Source organism: Pantoea sp. A4 (genome assembly GCF_000295955.2).
GTDB classification, from domain to species: Bacteria; Pseudomonadota; Gammaproteobacteria; order Enterobacterales; family Enterobacteriaceae; genus Pantoea; species Pantoea multigeneris.
In genome coordinates this window covers 145,216-170,500 of the sequence record NZ_ALXE01000023.1, presented here as the reverse complement: position 1 = coordinate 170,500, position 25,285 = coordinate 145,216, and the positions used below count along the sequence as shown (strand labels likewise).

Annotated in this window: 26 protein-coding genes and 1 tRNA gene; 13 read left to right on the top strand and 14 right to left on the bottom strand. The window is 52.9% G+C overall.

The window, feature by feature from the left end; genetic code table 11:
• Positions 1-173: 173 nt before the first annotated feature.
• On the bottom strand, positions 174-1,151 hold the full coding sequence (gene epmA, locus B880_RS0110690) for an elongation factor P--(R)-beta-lysine ligase (protein ID WP_017347403.1): 978 nt from the start codon (positions 1,149-1,151) through the stop codon (positions 174-176).
• 133 nt (positions 1,152-1,284) lie between these two features.
• Between epmA and B880_RS0110685 the strand changes: the two genes are divergently transcribed.
• A complete protein-coding gene (locus B880_RS0110685) occupies positions 1,285-1,806 on the top strand; it encodes a lipocalin family protein (RefSeq protein WP_017347402.1) in 522 nt (173 codons plus the stop codon).
• A gap of 40 nt (positions 1,807-1,846) precedes the next feature.
• On the opposite strand, the gene B880_RS0110680 is transcribed toward B880_RS0110685, so the two are convergent.
• The 3 genes from B880_RS0110680 to efp form a co-directional block, all read right to left on the bottom strand.
• Entirely contained in the window at positions 1,847-1,981 is a 135-nt protein-coding gene (locus B880_RS0110680) for an entericidin A/B family lipoprotein (RefSeq protein WP_017347401.1), read from the bottom strand.
• Positions 1,982-2,083: 102 nt separating this feature from the next.
• Positions 2,084-2,215: an entericidin A/B family lipoprotein gene (locus B880_RS0110675; protein ID WP_017347400.1), complete on the bottom strand. Its 132-nt coding sequence runs from the start codon at positions 2,213-2,215 to the stop codon at positions 2,084-2,086.
• Between the two features lie 71 nt (positions 2,216-2,286).
• Positions 2,287-2,853 carry an elongation factor P gene (efp, locus tag B880_RS0110670; protein WP_017347399.1) on the bottom strand — a complete coding sequence of 189 codons (567 nt, stop codon included), beginning with the start codon at positions 2,851-2,853 and terminating at the stop codon, positions 2,287-2,289.
• Between the two features lie 41 nt (positions 2,854-2,894).
• On the opposite strand from efp, the gene epmB reads away from it, so the two are divergent.
• Positions 2,895-3,923 (top strand): EF-P beta-lysylation protein EpmB, encoded by a 1,029-nt coding sequence (gene epmB, locus B880_RS0110665; protein ID WP_026042563.1) that lies wholly within the window; start codon positions 2,895-2,897, stop codon positions 3,921-3,923.
• Positions 3,924-3,953: 30 nt separating this feature from the next.
• Here epmB and B880_RS0110660 read toward each other — a convergent pair whose 3' ends face one another.
• The 4 genes from B880_RS0110660 to B880_RS0110645 form a co-directional block, all read right to left on the bottom strand.
• Positions 3,954-4,301, bottom strand: coding sequence for a DUF4156 domain-containing protein (locus tag B880_RS0110660; RefSeq protein ID WP_026042562.1), 348 nt, complete (start codon positions 4,299-4,301; stop codon positions 3,954-3,956).
• Positions 4,302-4,500: 199 nt separating this feature from the next.
• Positions 4,501-6,156, bottom strand: a complete 1,656-nt coding sequence (gene groL / locus B880_RS0110655; RefSeq protein ID WP_017347396.1) for a chaperonin GroEL — start codon at positions 6,154-6,156, stop codon at positions 4,501-4,503.
• A gap of 46 nt (positions 6,157-6,202) precedes the next feature.
• Complete coding sequence (locus B880_RS0110650; protein WP_017347395.1) at positions 6,203-6,496, bottom strand: co-chaperone GroES; 294 nt, start codon at positions 6,494-6,496, stop codon at positions 6,203-6,205.
• Between the two features lie 182 nt (positions 6,497-6,678).
• Positions 6,679-7,146, bottom strand: a complete 468-nt coding sequence (locus B880_RS0110645; protein ID WP_017347394.1) for an FxsA family protein — start codon at positions 7,144-7,146, stop codon at positions 6,679-6,681.
• A gap of 352 nt (positions 7,147-7,498) precedes the next feature.
• On the opposite strand from B880_RS0110645, the gene aspA reads away from it, so the two are divergent.
• Positions 7,499-8,935 carry an aspartate ammonia-lyase gene (aspA, locus tag B880_RS0110640; RefSeq protein WP_026042561.1) on the top strand — a complete coding sequence of 479 codons (1,437 nt, stop codon included), beginning with the start codon at positions 7,499-7,501 and terminating at the stop codon, positions 8,933-8,935.
• 107 nt (positions 8,936-9,042) lie between these two features.
• Here aspA and tnpA read toward each other — a convergent pair whose 3' ends face one another.
• A complete protein-coding gene (gene tnpA / locus B880_RS0110635; protein ID WP_017347392.1) occupies positions 9,043-9,468 on the bottom strand; it encodes an IS200/IS605 family transposase in 426 nt (141 codons plus the stop codon).
• A 57-nt stretch (positions 9,469-9,525) separates the two neighbouring features.
• Here tnpA and B880_RS0110630 point away from each other — a divergent pair, with 57 nt between their 5' ends.
• The 10 genes from B880_RS0110630 (at position 9,526) to B880_RS0110585 (ending at position 18,929) form a co-directional block, all read left to right on the top strand.
• A complete protein-coding gene (locus B880_RS0110630; protein WP_017347391.1) occupies positions 9,526-10,755 on the top strand; it encodes an RNA-guided endonuclease TnpB family protein in 1,230 nt (409 codons plus the stop codon).
• A 65-nt stretch (positions 10,756-10,820) separates the two neighbouring features.
• A complete protein-coding gene (locus B880_RS0110625) occupies positions 10,821-12,527 on the top strand; it encodes a protein-disulfide reductase DsbD (RefSeq protein WP_017347390.1) in 1,707 nt (568 codons plus the stop codon).
• A 65-nt stretch (positions 12,528-12,592) separates the two neighbouring features.
• The gene (gene dicD / locus B880_RS0110620) at positions 12,593-13,171 is read left to right on the top strand and encodes a division control transcriptional repressor DicD (protein WP_017347389.1); all 579 of its coding nucleotides are present in this window, start codon (positions 12,593-12,595) and stop codon (positions 13,169-13,171) included.
• A gap of 105 nt (positions 13,172-13,276) precedes the next feature.
• Positions 13,277-13,352: transfer RNA gene (locus B880_RS0110615), tRNA-Phe, on the top strand.
• Positions 13,353-13,802: 450 nt separating this feature from the next.
• Positions 13,803-14,144, top strand: a complete 342-nt coding sequence (locus B880_RS0110610; protein ID WP_017347388.1) for a contact-dependent growth inhibition system immunity protein — start codon at positions 13,803-13,805, stop codon at positions 14,142-14,144.
• A 1-nt stretch (position 14,145) separates the two neighbouring features.
• The gene (locus B880_RS0110605; RefSeq protein ID WP_017347387.1) at positions 14,146-14,454 is read left to right on the top strand and encodes a contact-dependent growth inhibition system immunity protein; all 309 of its coding nucleotides are present in this window, start codon (positions 14,146-14,148) and stop codon (positions 14,452-14,454) included.
• A 442-nt stretch (positions 14,455-14,896) separates the two neighbouring features.
• Positions 14,897-15,238 carry a hypothetical protein gene (locus B880_RS0110600; RefSeq protein ID WP_017347386.1) on the top strand — a complete coding sequence of 114 codons (342 nt, stop codon included), beginning with the start codon at positions 14,897-14,899 and terminating at the stop codon, positions 15,236-15,238.
• 12 nt (positions 15,239-15,250) lie between these two features.
• A complete protein-coding gene (locus tag B880_RS0110595) occupies positions 15,251-15,466 on the top strand; it encodes a hypothetical protein (RefSeq protein WP_017347385.1) in 216 nt (71 codons plus the stop codon).
• A gap of 80 nt (positions 15,467-15,546) precedes the next feature.
• Positions 15,547-16,824 (top strand): HlyD family secretion protein, encoded by a 1,278-nt coding sequence (locus tag B880_RS0110590; RefSeq protein ID WP_017347384.1) that lies wholly within the window; start codon positions 15,547-15,549, stop codon positions 16,822-16,824.
• Positions 16,824-18,929 carry a peptidase domain-containing ABC transporter gene (locus B880_RS0110585; RefSeq protein WP_017347383.1) on the top strand — a complete coding sequence of 702 codons (2,106 nt, stop codon included), beginning with the start codon at positions 16,824-16,826 and terminating at the stop codon, positions 18,927-18,929. Before B880_RS0110590 ends, B880_RS0110585 begins: the two co-directional genes overlap by 1 nt.
• A 73-nt stretch (positions 18,930-19,002) precedes the next feature.
• Here the strand turns inward: B880_RS0110585 and B880_RS26050 are convergent, their stop codons facing one another.
• From B880_RS26050 to B880_RS24935, 5 genes are all read right to left on the bottom strand, one after another.
• Positions 19,003-19,170: a YlcI/YnfO family protein gene (locus tag B880_RS26050; protein WP_017347382.1), complete on the bottom strand. Its 168-nt coding sequence runs from the start codon at positions 19,168-19,170 to the stop codon at positions 19,003-19,005.
• 119 nt (positions 19,171-19,289) lie between these two features.
• Entirely contained in the window at positions 19,290-20,936 is a 1,647-nt protein-coding gene (cydC, locus tag B880_RS0110575; protein WP_017347381.1) for a thiol reductant ABC exporter subunit CydC, read from the bottom strand.
• Positions 20,933-22,693 (bottom strand): thiol reductant ABC exporter subunit CydD, encoded by a 1,761-nt coding sequence (cydD, locus tag B880_RS0110570; protein WP_026042558.1) that lies wholly within the window; start codon positions 22,691-22,693, stop codon positions 20,933-20,935. The genes cydC and cydD overlap by 4 nt, the downstream gene beginning before the upstream one ends.
• Before the next feature lie 6 nt (positions 22,694-22,699).
• Entirely contained in the window at positions 22,700-23,749 is a 1,050-nt protein-coding gene (locus B880_RS0110565; RefSeq protein WP_017347379.1) for a cytochrome d ubiquinol oxidase subunit II, read from the bottom strand.
• A 15-nt stretch (positions 23,750-23,764) separates the two neighbouring features.
• Positions 23,765-25,207: a cytochrome ubiquinol oxidase subunit I gene (locus B880_RS24935; RefSeq protein WP_017347378.1), complete on the bottom strand. Its 1,443-nt coding sequence runs from the start codon at positions 25,205-25,207 to the stop codon at positions 23,765-23,767.
• Between the last annotated feature and the right edge of the window lie 78 nt (positions 25,208-25,285).

Genomic DNA, 25,285 nt, shown 5'->3' with positions numbered 1-25,285 from the left:
AAGCTTTACTCTACTCCCCGCCATCCCCGCCTTCATGTGAGTGAGGTGCGGGACATCGTCCGTGTGATTTGTGGCTGCACAGCTCACAAACCTACCCTGACCCTCTCCCGCGGGCGGGAGAGGGCTGGGGTGAGGGGAAGTCTGCTACAACCCAACACGCAATCACATCACTCTCAGCAGCGATCCACCGGGAAGGCAATCACTTCACTCAGTGATTCGGCTTTCAATGCCAGCATAATCAGACGATCAACCCCTAATGCCACACCTGAACAGGCCGGTAGACCGTGGCTCAGAGCATCCAGTAACAGCGTATCGATGGGATGTTCCGCCAGGCCACGCGCCACGCGACGGCGATTATCCTGCTCAAAGCGCTGACGCTGTTCACGGCTGTCAGTCAGTTCACGGAACCCATTGGCGAGTTCAATGCCCTTGTAATACACCTCAAACCGCTCAGCAACACGGTGGTCTTCGGTACTGATCTCCGCCAATGCTGCCTGACTCGCCGGGAAATGATAAACAAAAGCCGGTTTATCCTGGCCAATCTTGGGTTCCACACCCAGCATAAACAGCAGCATCAACAGCGTATCGCGATCGTCTTCGCGCGCGGCCAGCTCGCCCTCTCCCAGCTTCGCTGCCGCTTCACGCAGTTCGTCTTTGCTGGCAGAAAGGGGATCAAGATTCAGATGGCGTAAAAAAGCCTGCTGATAAGAGAGTGACTCCGCACTGTCGCACTCCAGCACTTGCTGGAGCAGATCGTCCACCTCATTCATCAAACGGTACATATCATAATGCGGACGATACCACTCCAACATGGTGAACTCCGGATTATGGTGGCGCCCCGCTTCCTCATTACGGAAACAGCGCCCCATCTGATAAATCGGCCCACTGCCGGCGGCCAGCAGGCGCTTCATGTGGTATTCAGGGCTGGTCATCAACCATAAATCCTGCCCTTCAGAGACACCAGGACCAACGAAACGGGTCTTGAACGGCACCAGATGCACATCGGTAATGGTCGCCTGACTCATTGCCGGTGTATCGACCTCAAGCACGCCACGATCGGCAAAAAAGCGCCGTACTTCAGCCAAAATAGCGGCACGCTTCAACAAATTGGCCATAGGGGCGCTCGGCTGCCAGTTCGCCGTTTCGCTCATGATTGGTGACTCCTCAGAAAATAAGGGGTGGAAGTCTACCTGCATTGCAGGTGGCAAACAATCGCGGTAGCGGCGTAAACAGCAGAGCCCTGGCGTTCTATACTTAAGGGGAGAAAAATCACAAGGAAACCCTATGTCACCGTGGAAAATGCTGATCGCCAGCCTCGGCGCTCTACTCTCCGTCTCGTGTAGCACCACGCCACCAAAAAATGTCACCGTTATTGAAGGCTTTGACAGCCAACGCTACCTCGGCCAGTGGTATGAAATTGCGCGTCTCGATCACAGTTTCGAAAGCGGTCTGGAACAGGTCACGGCCACCTACAGCCCACGTGAAGATGGCGGCATCAAAGTGGTCAACCGGGGTTACAACCCGAATAAACAGCGCTGGCAGGAGAGCGTGGGCAAAGCCTACTTCACCGGGAGCCACTCACGAGCCGCACTCAAGGTCTCGTTTTTTGGCCCCTTCTATGGCGGATACAACGTGATTGCACTCGACAAAGATTATCAACATGCGCTGATCTGCGGACCCAACCGCCACTACTTATGGATACTCTCGCGCACACCAAAGTTGGATGAAGCCGTGAAGCAGAAGCTGGTCGCCCAGGCACAAGCGGCAGGATTCCCGGTCAATGAGTTGGTTTGGGTAAAACAGTAAGGAAATAGGTACGAAGCGGGCGCTTCGTACCGGTCTTTAACTACTGAGCGCTGCGCTGAATGGCGTGACCACCGGCTGAAATATCCTCACCGACACCACGCGTGGTGTTGCAAGCAGTCAGCACAGAAGAGAGCACCAGAACGGAAAAAATCGCGATAATACTTTTTTTCAACATGGCAACATCCTTTTGGTTTGCAGAAAACAGACAACGCTTTAAGCATAGCCCGTGGCACAAAAAGTGCGCGTGACAAACATCAAAAAGAGGCAGCCTGAAGCGCTATTCCGCCGCGTGCTCAATATCTCCGCCCAGGTGAGACACATCCTCACCAAAACCATGGAAGGTGTTGCAGCCGCTGAGTGCAGAGGAGACCAGGAGGGCAAACGCCAACCACTTAAACACTTTTTTCATCTATCCGTACCTGTATGAGCTGACGCCAGACAAAAAAAAGGCGCATCCGCAGATACGCCTTCTTCCTACTCTTACTTAACGCGAGAAACGTATTCGCCAGAGCGGGTGTCAACTTTTACCACTTCGCCAATCTGTACGAACAGTGGCACTTTGATCACAGCACCAGTAGACAGAGTTGCTGGTTTGCCGCCGGTACCTGCGGTGTCACCTTTCAGGCCTGGGTCGGTTTCAGTCACTTCTGCTTCGATGAAGTTTGGTGGCTGAACAGCGATTGCTTTATCGTTCCACAGGGTAACGATACAATCTGCGTTGTCCTGCAGCCATTTGGTCACGTCATCCAGCACTTTAGATTCGATCTGATACTGCTCGAAAGACTCTGGGTGCATGAAGTAGTAGAAATCGCCGTCGTTGTAAGAGTACTGCAGCGTCATATCACGAACGTCTGCGCCTTCGGCAGAGTCGGTAGATTTGAAGGTCTTCTCAACGCGAGAACCGGTCAGCAGACGACGCATTTTAACGCGTGCAAATGCCTGGCCTTTACCCGGTTTGACGAACTCACTGGCTTCGATGGCATATGGCTCGCCTTCGAACATGATTTTAAGACCGGGACGGAAATCGTTGCTAAGATAAGTCGCCATAAAGGCCCTCTGTAAATATTGAACTGGTAATAGCCAAAAAAATGGCACACATTGTAACCCTAAATCCCCCTTCCAGAGAAGATTGGTTGCAGCAACTTGCTGATGTTGTCACCGATCCTGTTGAATTATTGCAACTTTTAGCGCTTGAAGAGTGCTCAGAATTGCACAATGGCATTGATGCCAGGCGTCTTTTCGCCTTGCGCGTGCCACGATCCTTCATTCAACGTATGCAACCAGGCGATCCGCAGGACCCCCTGCTGTTGCAGGTGATCACCAGCCAGCAGGAATTTACCGATGCGCCAGGCTACAGCACCGATCCGCTGGATGAGCAGAGCAGTGTGGTGCCAGGATTACTGCATAAGTATAGAAACCGGGCGCTGTTATTGGTGAAAGGCGGCTGTGCCGTCAACTGCCGCTACTGCTTCCGTCGCCACTTCCCCTATCAGGATAACCAGGGCAACAAACGTAACTGGCAAAGTGCACTGGACTACATTGCAGAGCATCCTGAACTGGATGAGATTATCTTCTCTGGTGGCGATCCCCTGATGGCGAAAGACCACGAGCTACAGTGGCTGATTCAGGCGCTGGAGAATATCCCGCATATTAAACGTCTGCGTATTCATAGCCGCCTGCCGGTGGTGATCCCGGCACGTATTACCACCGGGTTGTGTCAAATGCTGGCGCAAACGCGTCTTCAGGTGCTGATGGTCAGTCACATTAACCATGCACAGGAGATCAATGCTGAACTGGCCGCAGCAATGCAGCAGTTAAAACGGGCGGGCGTTACGCTACTGAACCAAAGTGTCCTGTTGCGCGGCGTGAATGATAATGCTCAGACGCTGGCAGACCTCAGCAATGCGCTGTTCGATGCGGGAATTTTGCCCTACTACCTGCATGTGCTGGACAAAGTACAAGGTGCGGCGCACTTCTTTGTCTCAGATGAAGAAGCCCGTGGGCTGGTACGCGAACTGCTTACCAAAGTGTCCGGTTATATGGTGCCCAAACTGGCACGCGAGATTGGCGGCGAGCCAAGTAAAACGCCGCTCGACCTGCAACTCAGGCAGGAATAAAAAAAGGCCGGATATCCGGCCTTTTCGCTGTCAGGGGCACTTATACACCTGACCACTCATTTTGCTGTCGAGCGGTGCAAAAGCAGACAGTAAATTCTGCGTTGGGCTGGTGGCACCGTAAATCACATTGCCGCCCATTTCTGCTGCGCGGTTACGCAAGTCGTTGGCTGCACCACGCAGAGAGCTGCCTTCGCCGCCTGAGCCACTGAGCCAGTTACTTTGAGAACCGGTCACATTACCCAACAGTTGGCACTTGCTGCCTGGCTGCTCATCGGTAAACTTCACGTTCTCACCGTTAGAACTCAATTGTGTGGAGCTGCTGCATCCTGCAAGCAGGAACGCACCCGCTACCAGTCCGGGCAAGAGGTTAATACGCATTGTCATCCCCATTTTTCTTATCATCAGAGTCGGGAAGCAGCGTAGCAGAAAAATAAAACATTTTTCTGAACATTCATTGCCCTGGTCCCGTTTTAGCGTATTAAAACGCCTTTAATTTATACCCTGTTCGCCACCAAAAGAAAAACCCCCGAGCGTTGCCGCTCAGGGGTTCTTTTCTGTGCATAAGCGCAGGGGCTGATTACATCATGCCGCCCATTCCGCCCATACCACCCATGCCGCCAGCGCCAGCACCTAAATCAGGAGCATCGCTTTTTGGCAGGTCAGTTACCATCGCTTCGGTGGTGATCATCAGACCAGCAACAGAAGACGCGTACTGCAGCGCAGAACGGGTTACTTTGGTTGGGTCCAGGATACCGAAGTCGATCATGTTGCCGTATTCTTCAGTCTGAGCGTTGTAACCGTAGTTGCCGTCGCCTGCTTTCACGTTGTTAGCAACAACAGATGGCTCTTCACCGGCGTTAGAAACGATCTGACGCAGTGGAGCTTCCATTGCGCGCAGCGCAACTTTGATACCCACGTTCTGATCTTCGTTCTGACCTTTCAGGCCAGAAGCAGCGATCTTAGCTGCAACGCGAACCAGTGCAACACCACCACCAGCAACCACGCCTTCTTCTACCGCAGCACGGGTAGCGTGCAGGGCATCTTCAACGCGTGCTTTCTTCTCTTTCATTTCAACTTCAGTGGCTGCACCCACTTTCAGAACGGCTACGCCGCCTGCCAGTTTCGCTACGCGCTCCTGCAGTTTTTCTTTGTCGTAATCAGAAGTTGCTTCTTCGATCTGCTGACGGATCTGAGTAACACGGCCAGAGATTGCACCCTGATCGCCCACACCATCGATGATGGTAGAAGTATCTTTGTTGATCACAACACGCTTAGCCTGACCCAGATCTTCCAGGGTTGCTTTTTCCAGCTCCATACCGATCTCTTCAGAGATTACGGTACCGCCGGTCAGGATTGCGATATCCTGCAGCATTGCTTTACGACGGTCGCCGAAGCCAGGTGCTTTAACAGCAGCCACTTTCACGATACCGCGCATGGTGTTAACGACCAGCGTTGCCAGTGCTTCGCCTTCAACATCTTCAGCGATGATCAGCAGAGGTTTACCGGCTTTCGCAACCGCTTCCAGTACTGGCAGCAGTTCACGGATGTTAGAGATCTTCTTGTCAGCCAACAGGATAAACGGTGCATCCAGTTCGATTGCGCCGGTTTCTGGCTTGTTGATGAAGTAAGGAGACAGGTAGCCACGGTCGAACTGCATACCTTCAACGACGTCCAGCTCGTCTTGCAGGCCGGTGCCTTCTTCAACGGTGATAACACCTTCTTTGCCTACTTTATCCATCGCTTTAGCAATCAGGGTACCGACTGACTCATCAGAGTTAGCAGAGATGGTACCAACCTGAGCAATCGCTTTGGTATCCTGGCAAGGAACAGACAGCGCTTTCAGCTCTTCAACAGCAGCGACAACTGCTTTGTCGATGCCGCGCTTCAGGTCCATTGGGTTCATGCCAGCAGCAACAGCTTTCAGGCCTTCGTTTACGATAGCCTGTGCCAGTACGGTAGCAGTAGTAGTACCGTCACCCGCAGCGTCGTTTGCTTTAGAGGCAACTTCTTTCACCATCTGAGCACCCATGTTTTCGAACTTGTCTTCCAGCTCGATTTCACGTGCTACAGAAACGCCATCTTTGGTGATGGTCGGTGCACCAAAAGATTTATCCAGAACCACGTTACGGCCTTTCGGGCCCAGGGTAACTTTTACTGCATCTGCCAGTACGTTAACGCCACGCAGCATTTTTACGCGTGCGTCATTACCGAATTTTACGTCTTTAGCTGCCATTTCAAATATCCCTTAAATTCGTTTGTTCAGTGAAGTACGCGTAAAATTACGCTTCAACAATCGCCAGAATGTCGTTTTCGGAGATGATCAGCACTTCTTCGTTGTCGATTTTTTCAACTTTCGCGCCGTAGCCTTCATTGAAGATAACCAGATCGCCAACTTTCACATCCAGTGGCTTCACTTCGCCATTTTCCAGGATGCGGCCATTGCCTACAGCCAGGACTTCAGCACGTGAAGATTTACCTGCCGCAGAGCCGGTCAGAACGATGCCGCCAGCTGATTTTGCTTCAACTTCTTTACGCTTGACGATAACGCGATCGTGCAATGGACGAATTTTCATGTGGTCGCTCTCCTTCAGGAAATCCAATCATTCGGTTTTAGGGTTGAACGCCGGGTTGCTGGGCAACCGGCCTCGTGCAGGAAGAGATAGGGGCGGAAAAAAAGCTTTCAAGGGGGGATAAACAAATTTTTTACTTTAAGGCGATAAGTGATGAATTATTCACCACTTATCGCGGCAGAAGCTTAACGATCGTCGCGATCTTTCCGCTCATCATGATGCTCAATCACATCATGATTTTTGCGCTCAAACTCGCCATCCATGGTGTAGCCCGCATCGTTGCTTGCTCCACCACGCCAGACGCGCAGGTGCGGCATCAGCTTCAACGTCAGATGTTTTTGGATCGGTGGCAGCAGCAATAGCAGGCCCAGCATATCGGTAAAGAAACCGGGCAGCAGCAGCAGGAAGCCAGCGATAATCAGTGAAACACTTTTCACCATCTCAGCCGCCGGGCTCTCGTTGCGTGCCATCTTCTCCTGCATCAGCATGAAGTTTTTCACGCCCTGATTTTTTACCAGCGAAACGCCGATGCATGAGGTAAAGATGACCAGCAGCATGGTCAGTAATACGCCAAGAACATGAGCCACTTTGATAAACAAGGTGATCTCAATCCAGGCCAAAACAAAGAAAACGATAAACGGTAGCCAGCGCACTGGTCTCTCCTGTAGTTGCGGCCATCCGGCCAAAAGCGCCAGACAGCAGAATGGGTTACTCCAGCGGAGTACAAAAACAGAGATTGGCACTCTGAAGCCCAATTTCAACCGATCGTGTCAAATTTCTTCATGGGGGTTAATTTTGTGTTCAACTTCACATATCGTTAATTCTGTGGCAGTCGAAGCGGTATGTGAGTGAACACCATGCGTACTTTTCATCTGCAACAGCATATGATCGGGCTCGCCAGTGAGCAGAGAGTCTTAACTGTTGTCACTGGCACTCCACGACAAATTAAACACATCACCTGTGATGGAAAAGCCGAAACAAAGCGGCAATAAAAAGAAGGTTATCATGGCGAACAACATTCGTATCGAAGAAGACCTGCTGGGTATGCGCGAAGTACCCGCAGAGGCTTACTACGGAGTGCATACTCTGCGTGCGATTGAGAACTTCTACATCAGTAACAGTAAAATCAGCGACATACCCGAATTCGTCCGGGGTATGGTGATGGTAAAAAAGGCAGCTGCACTCGCCAACAAAGAACTAAAAACCATTCCACGCAATATCGCGAACACCATCATTCAGGCCTGCGATGAGGTGCTGAACCACGGTAAATGCATGGATCAGTTCCCGGTAGATGTCTACCAGGGGGGCGCAGGCACCTCAGTGAACATGAACACCAACGAAGTGCTGGCAAACATCGGGCTTGAGCTGATGGGTCACCAGAAAGGGGAATATCAGTACCTTAACCCGAACGATCATGTGAACAAGTGTCAGTCCACCAACGATGCCTACCCAACCGGTTTCCGCATTGCCGTTTACGCTTCCATCCTCAAACTTATCGACGCGATTGGCCAACTGAGCGAAGGCTTTGAGCGTAAGTCGAAAGAGTTCGCCAGCATTCTGAAAATGGGCCGCACCCAGTTACAAGATGCCGTTCCTATGACGCTGGGCCAGGAGTTCCATGCGTTTAACGTCCTGCTGAATGAAGAGACCCGTAGCATTCTGCGTACCGCTGAACTGCTGCTGGAGGTGAACCTCGGCGCAACGGCTATCGGAACCCGCCTGAACACGCCGGATGGCTATCAGCAGTTGGCAGTACAGCATCTGGCAGCGGTGAGTAACCTGCCGGTGGTGCCAGCGGAAGACCTGATCGAGGCAACTTCAGACTGCGGCGCCTACGTTATGGTGCACTCATCACTGAAGCGCCTGGCAGTGAAACTCTCCAAAATCTGTAACGACCTGCGCCTGCTCTCCTCCGGCCCACGCGCGGGCTTAAATGAAATTAACCTGCCAGAGTTGCAGGCGGGTTCCTCCATTATGCCCGCCAAGGTCAACCCGGTGGTGCCAGAAGTGGTGAATCAGGTGTGCTTTAAAGTGATCGGTAACGACACGACCCTGACCATGGCGGCAGAAGCAGGCCAACTCCAGCTAAACGTGATGGAACCGGTGATCGGCCAGGCGCTGTTTGAATCGATCAGCATCCTGACCAACGCCTGCTATAACCTGCTGGAAAAATGCGTGGATGGCATCACGGCTAACAAAGCCGTGTGTGAAGCTTACGTCTTCAACTCCATCGGGATTGTCACCTATCTGAACCCGTACATTGGTCACCACAATGGTGACATCGTCGGTAAGATCTGTGCTGAAACCGGTAAGAGCGTACGTGAAGTGGTGCTGGAGCGCGGCCTGCTCACCGAAGCAGAGCTGGACGATATCTTCTCTGTGCAGAACCTGATGTACCCGGCGTATAAAGCGAAACGTTATCTGGACGAAAACGAACAGTAAGCGGTAATACGCCAAACCAGCCTGTTACCGCAGGCTGGTTTTTTTCTGTCTGAATTAACGATCGCCCCGTAAATCCTCTCCCAATGCGGGCGGGGATATAAGGGGAGCTATTCAGGGGTTCCCTGCGATCTAACATACGCTTTTAGCGTTTCGATTGTTGCGCCACCAGCACTACAGGCGAAATAGGAGCGTGACCAGAGCCCCCCGCTATTACTTTGCTTTCTTAGGTGTGTATTCAACTGCCGCACATAGCGGCTGCTGATCGACTTTAGGTTATTCACCAGTACGCTAACCGGCAGTTTAGGTGGGTACGCAACCAGTACGTGCACGTGATCTGCCTCGCCGTCCACTTCCATAATTTCCACTTCCAACCGTTCGGCGGCAGATAAAAACGATTCGCGGATTTGCGCAATCATCGGGCCGTCTAACAGCTTGCGGCGGTACTTTGTCACAAAAATAAGATGCACCACTAGCTTGCTAACGGAGTGCCTCCGGCGCAAGTAATCATTCAATAGTTCGTTATGTACACCCATTTGCTATATCGCCATATGTACCATATATTACAGCAATTCTAATCATGAGCACCCATTATGTACAGAGCCACAAAGGTACGCATATATCCAAACAAAGAACAAGCTGAATTGCTGGACAGGCAATTTGGGGCTGTTCGGTTTGTGTACAATAAAGCCCTGCATATTCGTTCTCACTGGTATAAGCGTTACGGCGTTTCTTTAGGAAACATAAAGCACATACAGCCATTGCTACCTATAGCGAAAAAATCGCGCAAATATGACTGGTTGAAAAACGCTGACTCGAACTCGCTGCAAGTTGCATTGCAGAACCTGGATTTAGCTTTCAAGAATTTCTTTGAGAAACGAGCTAAATACCCGAAATTCAAACGCAAGAATGGAACGCAATCTAGCTATCACTGTTCAAATCTGAAAGTGACCTGCGATAGCATAAAAATACCGAAGATCCCCTCAATCAAAGCCAATATTCATAGAGAACTTACAGGCAAGGTGAAAAGCATAACCATCACCAGAGCGCCGACAGGGAAATACTATGCTTCCATTCTTTGTGATGATGGCCTTGAGGCAGCAGTTAAGCCAACACTTATAACGTCAGTAACAGGCTGCGACATTGGCCTGGCGGATTATCTTATTCGTGATGACGGTAAAAAAACTGCCAACCCTCGCTATCTGGTCAATGCTTATCGTCGTCTACGCCGTGACAGTAAAAACCTGTCTCGAAAGAAGCCAGGAAGCAGCAATCGCAAGAAAGCAAGAATCAAACTAGCAGCGCAACATGAGCGCGTTGCTAATGCCCGAGCAGATTTCCAACATAAACTTTCACGTTCAATTATTGACGAAAACCAAGCGGTAATAGTGGAAACGTTGAAGTCTGCAAACATGATGAAAAATCGCCGCCTTGCCCGTCATATCGGGGATGCTGCGTGGAATGGCTTTGTCACAAAACTGGCTTACAAAGCAGAACAGGCAGGTGTTCATCTGGTCAAAATAGACCAATGGTACGCCAGTTCAAAAACATGCCATTGTTGCGGTCACAAGATGGCAGAAATGCCACTAAAAGTTCGCGAATGGCAATGCCCTTCCTGTCTCGCTGATCATGATCGCGATATAAACGCTGCGATCAATATCAAGCAAAAGGGCATAACCGATTTAATGGCGGCAGGACTTGTCGTCAAAGCCCACGGAGGCTTGCGTAAGTCTGGCTCAGAGCCAGTTGCAGCCTGGGAAGTGGGAAGCCTCGCCGTTTACGGCGGGGAGCAGTCACCCCTCTGTGTGCTATTTACACACTGAAACCTGGCGGTCCGCCTTGCCGTGCTATGATGGCGTTTTACCGAACAGTACAGTGAAATCAGGTCATGGCTGCACGCTTTATTCGCTTAGCTGGCGTCTTGCTGGCACTTCTTTTCTGCCTACAGGCGGAGGCGTCGATTTTCTCCTCCAGTAACAATCATTTTGTCACGGTGAATCAGGCCTTTGGGTTTGATTTTAACCAGCAAGACCATAAAGTGACGCTGAGCTGGCACGTTAAACCCGGCTATTACCTCTATCGTCAGCAAATCGATATTACCGCACAGCAGGCCAGCCTGGTGCCTCTGGTGTTGCCGCCAGGCCAGCCACATGAAGATGAGTTTTTCGGTAAAACCCAGATTTACCCGCAAGATGTCACCATTCCGGTGACGTTACAGCAGGCCAGTGATGGCGCAACGCTGACCGTGACCTACCAGGGCTGTGCTGCCGCAGGCTTCTGCTATCCGCCAGAAACCCGCGTCATTCCGCTGAATGCGGCTGCGCGACACAGCGCTGAGCCGAGTGCTCCAGCTCCAGCAGTCACTGCGCCACCGGCCACCACATTGCCTTTCTCACCGCTGTGGGCGCTGCTTATTGGTATCGGTGTGGCTTTCACACCCTGCGTACTGCCAATGTACCCCCTGATTTCCGGCATCATTCTGGGCGGACAGCGTAATTACACGCTGCCGCGTCTGTTTGCTCTGGCGCTGACCTATGTCATGGGGATGGCGTTGACCTACACCCTGTTAGGGATCGTCGTCGCGGCGGCGGGGCTGCGTTTTCAGGCTGCGCTGCAAAGCCCAGCGATACTGATCGCGCTGTCTGTGCTGTTTGGCATACTGGCGCTTTCGATGTTTGGCCTGTTTAGCCTGCAATTACCGGCCAGCGTGCAGACGCGTTTGACGCTGTGGAGTAACAAACAACAAGGCGGCTCACTGCCTGGCGTGTTCATGATGGGCGCACTCGCCGGGCTGATCTGCTCCCCCTGCACCACCGCACCGTTAAGTGCCATCCTGTTGTATATCGCCCAGAGCGGAAATATGTTGGCGGGCGCAGGAACGCTATGGCTGTATGCGTTTGGTATGGGACTGCCGCTGATTATCGTCACCCTGTTTGGTAATAAGCTACTGCCAAAAAATGGCCCGTGGATGCAAACGGTGAAAGAGGGGTTTGGCTTCGTGATCCTTGCGTTGCCGGTCTTTTTACTGGAGCGAATCTACGGTGATGTCTGGGGCCTACGCTTGTGGAGCCTGCTGGGCGTCGCGTTTTTTGCCTGGGCTTTCAGCGTGACGCTGCGCGGCAACCAAGGGGGCTGGCGCGTAGTACAGGTCCTGATGCTGATTGCCGCGCTGGTTGCCGCGCGTCCGCTACAGGACTGGGCCTTTGGCAGCACCGCGACACCGCAGAGCGTCGCGCATCTTCCGTTTCAGACCATTCGCAGCACCCACGATCTGGATCAGGCGTTACAGCAGTCGCAGGGTAAAATCACCATGGTCGATCTCTATGCTGACTGGTGTGTCGCGTGCAAAGAATTTGAGAAATATACCTTCAGCGACAGCAGCGTGCGCAGCACTTTGGCTTCCGTACAGCTGTTGCAGGCCAATGTAACGGCGAACAGCCCAGCGGATAACGCACTGCTCCAGCATTTACAGGTGCTGGGTTTGCCGACGATTTTGTTCTTCGATAGTACGGGGCATGAGATCCCGAACTCGCGCATTACCGGTTTCCTTGATGCCCGCGCGTTTAATGCGCATTTGCACAATTTGCCGCGGTAAACGACACTGATTGCACACAGATACTGCCGCTCCGGCGGCAGCTATTGCAGCAGAGGAGAGTTCACTTGCAACGAGAAGAGATACTCGAGCATGCATTAAATGTGCTTGAACAAAATGGCCTTGCCGCCACCACCTCACTGGAACAACTTGCCGGCGACAGCGGGCTAAGTCAGCAGCAGCTACAGCAGTTCTGGCCCGATCGTGATGCCCTGCTCTATGACGCATTGCGTTTTCACGCCCAGCAGATCGATGCCTGGCGGCGACAAATCACCCTCGATAAACATCTCAACGCCGAACAGAAGCTGCTCGCACGCTACCACGTTCTGACTGAATATGTGCGTAAAGGCCGCTTCCCCGGGTGTCTGTTTATTGCCGCCTGTAGCTTTTACCCTCAGCCTGACCAGCCAATACATCAATTAGCGGAACAACAAAAGCAGTCCTCATGGCGCTTTACGCATGAAATTCTGGTGGCACTGGAGTTGGATAACCCACCGATGGTGGCCGATCAGCTCGAACTGATCCTTGAAGGCTGCCTCAGCCGTCTGTTGGTCAAACGCAATCTGGTTGACGTCACCACCGCCCAGCGCCTGGCGGAAGATGTGTTAGGCATCGCGTTGTGCCGTAAACATGGCGCGCTGGCATAAAAAATCGCCACCTTGCACGGAAAGCAGGCAGTCAGCACGGATTTTAAGGTTTTTTGACAAAAGCCGTTGACGCGATTCGGCCTTTAAGGTTTAATGCGCCCCGTTGCCCGAATAGCTCAGTCGGTAGAGCAGGGGATTGAAAATCCCCGTGTCCCTGGTTCGATTCCGGGTTCGGGCACCAAAATTCAGAAAACCCAGCTTATGGCTGGGTTTTTGCTTTTCTGCGTCTGCAAAATGATGTGCTGCGCCATGAAGCACCGCTCGCCAACCTTCCCCTCCGTATACACTCAATGGACGCTACCGCCCTGGCATAAAGCCATCGCCGACAGTGCCGACTCTGTGTGATTAGCTATTCGTGTAAATCATCGGATAAATATCGGTGATGTGCTGCTAATCAAAAGTGATTGCGATTACTGACGCAAAGAAAAATCCCCCCCTCCTTCCATTTGAATTCCCTTAATAAATCCACCACGCCCTCGCGCTATTAGTCGTTCTACTATTTTTATTCCTCTTTTAACCCGATAAATTTTATTACGCATTTTACTTCTCAACATCAAATGAACTTAAGTCTGGCTTTCAAGACCTATGCATTTTTGCTGTTGATAAAAAACCGCACTTCTGGGGAAAGTTAATGATGGAAAATACTGACGGCATAAACATGAAACGATTAAACCTTAACGAACTGGGATGTTTCATTACCCTCTATTTTGGTCAAGATTACGACCTCATTGATGAAAGTGATGACATTGATCCGAAAATAGAGGCTTTCATACGCGACTCACACCGCGCCAATATGTATGGCCTACTTGCGGATATCACCTTATTGACTGAAGAAAGTGAAGATTTGACTCACGAGTTCATGGAACGTTATGGCGATGAGTTTGATCCTCAACTCTGGGGTACTACACCAGCTGACTTTCTCAAACAGATAAGAGATAAAGTCAGTGAAGCACTACAGGGACAGGATCGCTGAATTGAAAGCAATTAGCATTAGTGAGCTTGATGACCTTATCAAAATCTACTTCGGTCAAGATCACGATCTCATCGTTGCAGGTACTGACATTATTCCGAAGATTGATGCCTATATTGCATCCACTCACAAAGGCCAAAAACATGCGTTGATAGATGATATCGACCTGTTCCGGTCTGAGTGTGATGATCTGGAAAAAGATTTTGAGCAACGCTATGAATATGATTTTGGACCCGAACTCTGGGGCACTACCGCCACTGCATTCCTGACGCTGGTGCGGGAGAAGGTCTCCTGTGCCCTTGCTATGCCCTAATCTCTGCCAAACTGTGCCCGCTCGTCGGGCCTTGCCTTTGATGCTTCAACACCCGTTAGATTAAGCGTTCTACTAATATTCAGCCGTAAAATGACTTTCTGGGACGAAAGTTAAACCTGCCCACGGCGCAACAGCCATTTAATATCAGATCCGCATCACATTTACTTTAATCCACGCGAAAAAATACCGACATCAAGCAAAAATAAAAACCCTGGAAAATAACATTAAAATGAAAAAAACCGACAAATCTTTAAACTTCCCACCTCATTTTTCAGATGCAGATCGTAGTATTTTTTATTTAGCCACCAAAATTCAATCTCAACGGCAACATTTACCCCCTCCTGCACACCTACTGTTACCCGTTCTACTATTTTTTCTCTCTCTCGGTTTATTTATATTCTCTCCGCCCGATGGATGGGCTTAAAAACAGGAAACCAGAGAGATGAAAACATTAAATTTAGCAGAAATGGAAACGGTCTCAGGCGCAGGTAATTTTGCGGATAAATCCTCCGGCGGCACCGTGAGCAAGGATTCGCGCGGTGGACGTCGAGGCGGGAAAGGCGGCGCGCCGCAGAGCTGCAACAACAACGTCGGTGCCGGAGCGATCATTGGTGCTATCGGTGGCGCTTTAATGGGCCCGGTTGGCATGGGCGCGGTCGCTGTTGGCGCAGTCACCGGCGGCCTGGGTGCCAGCCTTTCCTGTAATAACAGCCCCTACGGTGGAAACGGTGGCAACAACCGTAATACCGGCTCAAACAACTACGGCGCTCAGTGCCGCTGGTAACAAGGAATCACCATGAAACTTTTCGGCCGTGGCTCAGCATCACGGAGACTCGCAATTAACTCCGCGTGGATATTTACAGTATTTCCGGTGGTTAAGCTCATTTATCCCTGTACGCAAGTCAGCGTTGGTGGACTGCTGGGGATAATGTCGGTGCTGTTTATGCTGATTGGTATCTATGCGTTCTACGCCGGACTGTTTCGCTTATACGACTGGTATAACGGTGATTAAGCCCCGGGCTTCCCCTGCGTTAGGGAAGCCCGGTTTTACCGAGGCAGCAGATCACCAAGACCACACGAGATCACCGCGAAATGGGAAATCTGTTCAGGGATGAAGCCCTACAAGCAGCAACGGCACCATTAGGGGTTTTGCTGGATGTAAAGAGCATCCGAAGGCGCACCGTTGCACTGATTGCCGTGACCCTTTTTAGCCTGGTCACTGCGTTACTGATTTTTGGTACTTACACCCGCCGCAGCACGGTGACAGGTGAAATCACTGCCGCCATCAGACCCGTGAATGTCCTTTCCCAACATCAGGGCTACATCTCCGAAATGGGGGTGAAAGTTGGCGATGAAGTGCAGCCGGGGCAGAAACTGTTTCGCATCACGACCGGCAGAACCACCACCAGCGGTGAAGTCGGGGCGCGTAGCATTGCTGCCATTCAGCGCCAGGAAGAGAAGGTGAAAGCGATCATTCAGGGCCTGCGCACGACCGAAGCGCGAGTCGTATCCAGCCTGGAGCAACAACACGCGCGCTATGCCGCGCTGTATGAAAAATCCAGCCGCTTGCTCAGCAAAGCAGAAGAAGGTGTACGCACCTTTGAAGCCACATTGCAGAACTACGCCAACTATCAAAAACAGGGGCTGATCACGCGCGATCAGTACATTTACCAGCTCAATAATTACTACCAGCAGCAAAGCATGCTCAATGGCATTAGCGCGCAGAACGCGCAGGAGCAGATGCAAATGATCACCATGGCGGCGGATATCGATACGCGCCGCATCGAATACCAAAATCAGATGCTGGAGAATGAAATGCGCCTGCGCGAGCTGGAAAGACAGCGCTCTGCCATTGAAGCCGAGAGCGATGTCTTTGTGATTGCGCCGCTGCATGCCCGGCTGGAGAGCATCAATACCAGCATTGGGCAGTACGTCTCCTACAATGACAGCCTCGCCCAACTGCTACCCGGCGGCAGCCATCGGTTTCAACTGACACTATGGGTGCCCGATCGCAACCTGCCCTACCTCAAAGTCGGTGCGCCGGTCGGCATTCGCTATGATGCTTTTGCCTGGGAGAAATTCGGGCAGTTTCGCGGCCAGATTGCCGAAATATCTTCCGTACCCGCCTCCTTACAGGAGATGTCACTCTGGCGCAGCGCCCCGCGTGAGGAGTTGGTACGCACCGGCGGCAATTTTTACCGCGTGACCTGCTCGCTGGATGAAGAGAGCTTTCGCTACCTCGACACCCACATTCCGCTCACCCATGGTCTCACGGCTAACGTCACCCTCTATCTTGAAAAACGACCACTGTGGCAGTGGCTGATATCACCGCTGTATGAGGTGCGACAAAGCATCAAGGAACCTCACTAATGCGCGTCGGCCTGAACTTACACTGGCACAAACGGGTGCCGGTGATCCTGCAAACCGAATCAGCCGAATGCGGGCTCATCTCACTATTAATGGTGATGAACCATTACGGAGCCCAGCAAGATTGCCGATCAATCCGTAGTCGACATCACCTTTCATCACGAGGATTAAATCTTGCCAGCCTGAATCAGATTGCCGTGCATGAAGGGTTCGATACCCATGCGGTCTCGATTGAGCTGGATGAACTGCCTGCGTTGAAACTGCCCTGTATTCTGCACTGGGATATGACCCACTTCGTGGTACTGGTCGGCCGCCGCCGCAGCCAGTGGGTGATTCACGACCCCGCTATCGGGCGCAGAACAATCTCACAAAAGCAGCTTTCCCGTCATTTCACCGGCATTGCACTGCAAATCCAGCCTGGCAGCGACTTTACGGCAGTGCCCACTGCCACGCCTAAAATTGGTATCAGGCCACTTTTCAACCGTGTCAGCGGGTTGAAAGGCGCGTTGCTCAAACTCTTCTGCCTGTCGCTGGTGGTGGAGCTGTTCTCATTGCTGATGCCGCTGGGTAATCAGTTCATCATGGATCACGTCCTACCGGCCCAGGATCACGGGCTGTTAACGCTGATCTGCCTCGCCATGCTGCTGATGGTGATCACGCAAACCACCATTTCGTTACTGCGTGCCTGGCTGGCAATGGTGACGGGGATGCAGATACAGCTGCAATGGCGGCGCGGCCTGTTTGCCCATCTGCTACGCCTGCCTGTGCTGTGGTTTGAGAAGCGAAAAATGGGCGATATTGCCTCCCGCTTTGGATCACTGGACACCCTGCGTGAAACCTTTACCACCAATGTGGTACAGCTGATTCTTGATCTCATCATGCTGGTTGGGGCCTCCGGCATGATGCTGCTGTATGCTCCCACCTTGTTTGCCGTGGTGGTGGCTTTCACCTCGCTTTACACCCTGATCCGCCTGGCGACCTATCGGTACATGCGGCAGATAACGGAAGAGCAGATTGTGCATGCTGCACGCCAGCACTCGCATTTTATGGAGTCGCTCTACTGCATTGGCACCATTAAAAGCATGAACATGCAGGCTCAGCGCGCTAACGGCTGGCATCAACTCAGCGTTAATGAGCTTAATGCGGATATCAAAAATGCCCGGTTCGGCCTGCTTTACCTCACGCTGGAAACCTTTCTCAGCGCTATCGATAACATTATCGTCCTGTGGCTGGGCGCACAGGCCGTGATCGGCGGAACGCTCTCCCTCGGCATGTTGCTGGCCTTTGTCGCCTATCGCTCGCAATTCTCGTCTCGTGCCAGCGGTATCATCACTGCGCTACTGGAAATCAAAATGACCAGCCTGCATCGGGAAAGGATCTCAGACGTGTTGCTTACCACTCCGGAAATCGCAGCGCCTGCACCCCTGGTCACTGCACGCCAAGCCGATACCGGCGCGGCCCTGAGCTGCGAATCACTGAGCTTTCGCTACGATGGTTTTAGCCCGCCAGTACTGAACAATGTCTCGTTGCAGGTCCCCGCAGGGGGCAGTTTAGCCATTACCGGCGTTTCTGGCTGTGGCAAAACAACGTTGCTCAGAATTCTCGCGGGGTTGATCGCGCCACAGCAGGGCAAAGTGCGCATCGACGGCTGTGAGGTCGAGCAATATGGGCTGGCACGCTACCGCGATCGTATTGCTTGTGTGTTACAGGATGATCGGCTGCTGTCGGGTAGCATTGCGGAAAATATCTGTGGTTTCTCGTCCGAACCCGATGCCGCACGGATAGCGCACTGCGCCCGCGCGGCCTGCATTCATGAAGATATCATCGCATTGCCGATGGGCTATAACACCCATCTGAGCGAGCTCAATGGTTCACTTTCCGGTGGGCAAAAACAGCGTGTCATGATTGCCCGCGCGTTATACCGCAGGCCTGCACTGCTGTTTCTCGATGAATCCACCAGCAATCTGGATGAGGTGAATGAGGCCAGAATCAATCAGACCATTGCCGCACTTAACATTACCCGGGTGATTGTGGCGCATCGGCAAAGCACCATAGACTCAGCTGATGCGGTGTTTCATTTGGACAAGTGGGGAGATCGGGAGGAATAGCGTGGCAGGAAGGCGATTTCCCGCAGGCCGCTCCCGGCGATGGGACGCGACCAAACGGGAAATCGTATCACGACTACTTTTTAGCGTTCGCTTCCTGGGCCTTGAGGCGGCAAGCCTCAACCACCCATGCTGAGAAGTTCTGGCTGTTTTCGACTTTCATACTCTCTTCAATCTGATCGATCAGCATATGAGGAAAGCGGATATGTTTTCGTCGGGTTTTCGAGTTGGTCATTTTATCCATGTCTTTACCTGGTCAGTTGTCTCACGAGTTCTGTTTTTATAATTAGAATCATACAAATAAGTGCTCGGGTTGCCCCGAGCAAAAAGAAAAGCGTTGTGACCTGGGTGGGAAATCAGCCTTTAGTTGATATCGAGCTGAAGTCGGCTGTTCGCTAACACCAGCGGTTGAATCTGATGGGTCACCAGCAGCGTGGTTTTGCCCTTGATCAGATCTTTTAAACAGTTCAGTACCAGATCGGTGTTCACCGCATCCAGCCCTTCCGTTGGCTCATCCAGCAGAATGATTGGCGCATCAGACAGGTAAGCGCGTGCAATCGCAATCCTGCGCGCCTGGCCGCCAGAAAGACGCGCACCTAACTCACCGACCAGCGTATCCAGGCCTTGTGGGAAAGTACGAACTTCGTCTGCCAGAGCGGCTCGGCTCAGCGCCTCCCATAACTGCTCATCGGCAGCATCCGGCGCGACCAGGCGCAGGTTGTCGCGAATCGAAGCGTTAAAGAGGTAGGTCTTCTGCCCCACCACAGAAATCAGCTGTCGCAACACCTCATCAGATAAGGTTTTGACCTGCTGACCACCAATTTTGACTTCGCCTGCCGTGCAATCCCAGAATCCCTGAACCAGATTGAGAATGGTGGTTTTCCCCGCCCCGCTTGGGCCGAGAATCGCGAGACACTCTCCTGCTGGAACATCGAAGCTCAGCTGATCTAACACCTCAGGGGCTTCAGGGGCATAACGCATGGTGACCGCGGAAAATGCCAGTTCAAAGCTTTCTGGCTTACGGCTACTGGCAGGGAGCACCACGGCGGGTTCGATTTCCGCCATTGAGAACAGGCGACGTGCCGCCTCACGCGTCGTGCCAAGGGCAGCAAATGCCGCAGGTAATCCCGCCACAGCTTCAGTGCTGGCGAGCACCGTGAACAGCAGCATGACAATTTCGCTGGCGGTAATATGGCCTGCGTACCCGGCACGGAACAGGAAGAGAAAGGCAACAAACATGCCCAGTTGGCCCATCAGCGCTGAAAGCGAACCACCCAGCGCTGCCAGCCACGCCTGACGACGCTGCGCACCAATCAACTGCTGTGACAGCTGACGCAGGTGATCGGTCTGACGCGTCACCGCGCCCACCACCTGCAACTCACCCAGACCACGCACCAGATCGGTTGAGGCGGCCTGAAGCGCCGCGCGCAGCCTGGCAATCTGATTGCCACTGGCGTGGGTCGCGGAGGCGATCAACAGCGGGATAACGATCCCGGCTAACACCAGCACCACCGTATTAATCACCGCCACCGCAGGTGAGAACCAGAACAGCGCAGCAAGGATAATCACGGAGGAGATAAGACCAGCGATAGCCGGTGTCAGAATCCGCAGATAGAAGTTATCCAGGCTATCAATGTCTGCCCGTAAGCGGGCCAGCACGTCACCATCACGGAAATCCTGCAAGCGTGCAGGTGCCAGCGGTGCCAACTGCTGATAGAACCAGACGCGCAGCACGGACAGCAGGCGCAGCGTGGCATCATGCGTCACCAGGCGTTCAAGATAGCGCGCGAAAGTACGCAACACCGCCAGACCACGAATGGCCGCAGCCGGGGTAAAGAACTCCAGCACCAGAGAACCAGCGCCTGCCAGTGCCATCGAGGTAATAAACCATCCAGACAACGCCAGCAAAGCGACGTTAGACAGAATAACCGTCACTGAAAGCAGGATGCCCAGCGTCATGCGCAACGCCCAGGGACGCGCCAGGCGTAACAGATGCAGCAGATCACTCATGCGATAGCTCCTTTCTGCAAACGCTCCAGCTCAGCAAATACACCACCTTTAAGCAGTAACTCCTGAGGCGTACCCGACTCAATCACCTTTCCACGCTCCAGAATCAGCACCCGGTCTGCTGTCGCAGCGATTTCGGTATCGTGGGTGATCAGTAAACGGGCCGTATCTGGCAACTGTTCGGCTAGCGCAGTTATCATCTGTTTGGCCGTGGTGTTATCTAAAGCCACGGTTGGCTCATCCAGAATCAGTACCGCCGGGGCGGTTAATACGGCGCGTGCCATGGCGATACGTTGAATTTGCCCGCCAGACAGCCCCTGACCACCATCACCTAACTGATAGTCATAACCACCAGGTAACGTGCTGATAAACGTCTCAGCCTGAGCCAGCTGTGCCGCAGCCTGCACTGCACTGTGGCTGATATCCGGCCGCGAAAGCACGATGTTGTCACTGACAGAACCGGCAAACAGCGTAGGTCGCTGCGGTAGCCAGCCAATCTGACGTTGCCATTGTGCAAGATCCCGAGTGGTTAAATCGTTGCCATCCAGCAGAATTTCACCGCTTGCCGGGGTGATAAACCCGAGCAGCAGGCGCGCCAGGGTGGTTTTACCCGCGCCGCTGGTGCCGACAATCGCCAGGCTCTCACCACGGCGCAGTGTGAAGGAGATGTCTTCCACACCTTCGCCTTCGGCATGGCGGTAGCTGACGCCGCGCACTTCAATCTCTTGCGGGCCAGCCTCAGCGATCGCGCCACCCTGCGGACGCTCTGGCACCTCGGCGTTTAAAATAGCCAGCAGGCCTTCGGTCGCACCAATCGCATCCATACGGGCATGATAGTGTGCACCCAGATCGCGTAATGGGCGGAAGAACTCCGGCGCCAACAGCAGGGCAAACAGGCCAGGCAGGAAGGCCATCTCACCGTAATAGAGGCGGAAGCCAACGTAGACCGCCACCATTGCGGTACTGATGGTGGCAAAGAATTCCAGCACCAGAGAAGAAAGAAAGGCGAGACGCAGCACTTTCATGGTGGTCAGACGGTAACTGTCAGAAATTGCGGCAATGATCTGGGTCTGGCGACGCGCAGCATTGGTCTGGCGCAGCGTGGTCAACCCGGAGATCACATCGAAAAAGTGGGCGCTCATCAGACTGAGCTTATGCCACTGCCGCAGACTCATTTTCTCTGCGCCCTTACCAACAACGATCATAAATAACGGAACCAGCGGTGCCGTTACCAGCATAATCAGGCCGGAAACCCAGTCAAAAGGAAACAGCGCAACGAGGATCGCTAACGGCACAATGCCGATGATCATTTTCTGTGGAAGAAAGCCGGAAAAATAAGCCTCAATCGCTTCGACACCCTCACCCAGCGAGTTGGCGATACTACCGGTGCGTTGGTTCTGGCTCCATGAAGGCCCCAGTGCCGCAATACGTTCCAGTAACATTCCGCGCAGCCCCTGGCGAATGCGTGCAGCGCTTTCAAAAGCAAAGCCCTGGCGCAAAATATCCAGCCCGGTGCGCAGTAGCATCACTACCGGCAGCAGCCAGAGATAAGGCATCATTTGAGAGAAGGTTTTAGCACTGAGGACAGCCTGGCTAATCAGCCAGGCCAGCAGCCAGCACTGTGCAATCATCAGTACAGCGCTAAGTGCCGCCATACTGATAGAGAGGGAAAATAACCCGCCCGCCTGGCGACGCAGGCTTGAGAGCCAACGTTCAGCCAGACGAGCAGCCATTCCACTTGGAGGAGGGCTAGCAGACATAATGTCTTAGTGATCTCCGTGGCCAACCAGTTTAGAGATACGGCCACGGAATACCCAAATCTGATACCAGTTATACATCAACATCACTGGAACAAAACCGCCCATGGTCATGGTGAAGGTAATCATAGAAACCTGAGGACTCGCGCCGGCCCAGATGGTCCATGTGCCTGGAACAATCCATGGGAACATGGTCAGCAACATACCGAAGCCCAGAATAACCGCCGCGCCGTTAAACCACATTACCGCAGCAAAGTCTTTGTCCTTCAAGGTGTCACGACGAACCTGCTCAATACAGAATAGCGCAATCAGACCAAACAGGCCCCAGATCCAGAAGTGAGGACCAAACCATTTCGCACGCGCCCAGTCAAACAGCACCGCACTCCAGATCCAGGTGATAACCACGGCAGCAATCGCTAACCAGAAGATCACCGCAGTCCAGCGCGCCGCATCCTGACGGATAGGCTCATCTTTTTCAAAGCGAGCACGCACGAACAGCACACCGGCCAGGGTCATGGCAATACAAGAAGCCACACCGGTCCAGATAGAGAATGGAGAGATGAAGTTAAATGCACCGCCCACGTAAGTTGGCACGCCCTGCGCTGGATTATCCAGCTGGAAGCCTTGCAGCAAGGCACCCACGCTCATACCACCAAAGAAGGTCACGGCCAGGCTGGCAACACCGAAAATGCCGTCAGAGAACTTCTGCCAGAACGGCGAAGCCAGGTGACGGAACTCCAGCGCTACCGCACGGGACATAATGCCCCACAGCACCAGTGCCATTGGCACCATCAGGTAGCTAAATGCCGAACCGTAAACAAACGGGAAAGTACCAAACATGATACCACCCGCGACGATCAGCCAGGTTTCGTTGGCATCCCAGGTCCCGGCCATCGCTGACATGATGGCACCGCGCTCATCATGGTCACGTACGAAGAGCGAGAAGATCCCTGCGCCCAGGTCTGCGCCATCTAGCGCGATATACAGAAGAACACTGACACCAAACGCTAACCACCAGGCGATGATCAGGAAGTGCTGAGTCGAATTAAGCATGTCCATGGATTTATTCTCCCATCAAACCGGACGGATATATTCAGGATGGTCAGCATGGCCACTGGCAGGCATATCGAGGTGCCCCAGATGATCATGCCCTTCGCCCGGAAGTTTGCTGGTCAAATCAGGTCCCATACGCACCACTTTAGCCAGGAACCAAATGGTGCCTGCAACTACAGCGGTTTCGAAGATGGCGAAACCAACCAGCCAGAAGATAGACAGGCCCAGGGTCATCGGACTCATACCGTCTTCAGTACGCATCAAACCGTAAACAATCCACGGCTGACGACCAATCTCACGCGTCCACCAACCCGCAATCACCGCGATGTAAGGCAGAACAACCATCGCTGCTGCCAACGCCAGGAACCACTTGTGACGTGGAGCCAGCTCAACGGTCATACGACGACGTGCGATCAACCAGGCACCCCACAGGCTCACCAGCAGAATCGCACCGGCTGCACCAGACATGGCGCGGAAAGCGTAGAACGGCAGCACAACTGGCGGCTGTTCATCTTTCGGGAAGCTGTTCAGGCCTTTTACCGGACCGTTCCAGGTTTTGGTTTCAATCAGGCTCAGACCGTGTGGAATGTCGAGAGACCATGCCAGACCGGTGCCTTCTTTGTTCGGCCAACCCAGGATGTGCCAGGCGCTGTTCACATTGCCAGCTGCATCATAGGTATCGTAGTGACCTTCCATTGCTGCCAGAGCCGCAGGTTTGTGTTCCAGGGTCGCTTCACCCAGCACGTCACCCATGTAGATCTGTACTGCGGCAACCACGGCCAGTGCAGCCAGTGAATACTTCAGCGGTTTCAGGAAGAGTTCGACGTGACGCTGTTTCAACACGTACCAGGCACAGGTGGCAACCACAAAGCACAGAGACAGCTCGAAGCTTGCCAGCAGCATGTGCGGGAAGGCGCTCAGCGCATTCGGGTTCAGGATCGCGCCGAGCCAGTCGGTAACAACGAAGATGCCGTTATGCAGCTCAACACCGGTTGGCGTCTGCATCCAGGAGTTAGCCACAAGGATCCACATCGCAGAAAGCGTAGAAGAGAGTGCAACGTTAAAGGTTGCAAACAGATGCATCCCTTTACTGATCTTGCCCCAGCCAAAAATCATCAGCCCGATAAAGCCGGCTTCATACATAAAGGCGGTAATGGTCTCATAGCCAAGAACCTGACCAAAGAACGGTCCGGCAGCCTGAGAGAAACGGCCATAAAGGATACCAAAGGCCATTTCCATGGTGACGCCAGTAGCAACACCAGCACCAAAGTTCACGATGAACAGCTTTTCGAAAAAGCGGCACAGGCGATACCACTGTTCGTCTTGCTTGCGTACCCACATCAGTTCAGAGATGAACAGAAGTGCAGCCAGACCAATGGTTAATGGCGGGAAAATGATGTGTATGGATGAGATTAGCGCGAAGTCGATACGCGTGATCAGCGATGTAAGATCGTTACTTAACATGACTATCTTCTTTTAAATGAGTGACCGTGTTAGTTAACGGCAACAAAGCGCCGTTTCTCTTGCCAGGGAGGTGAAATG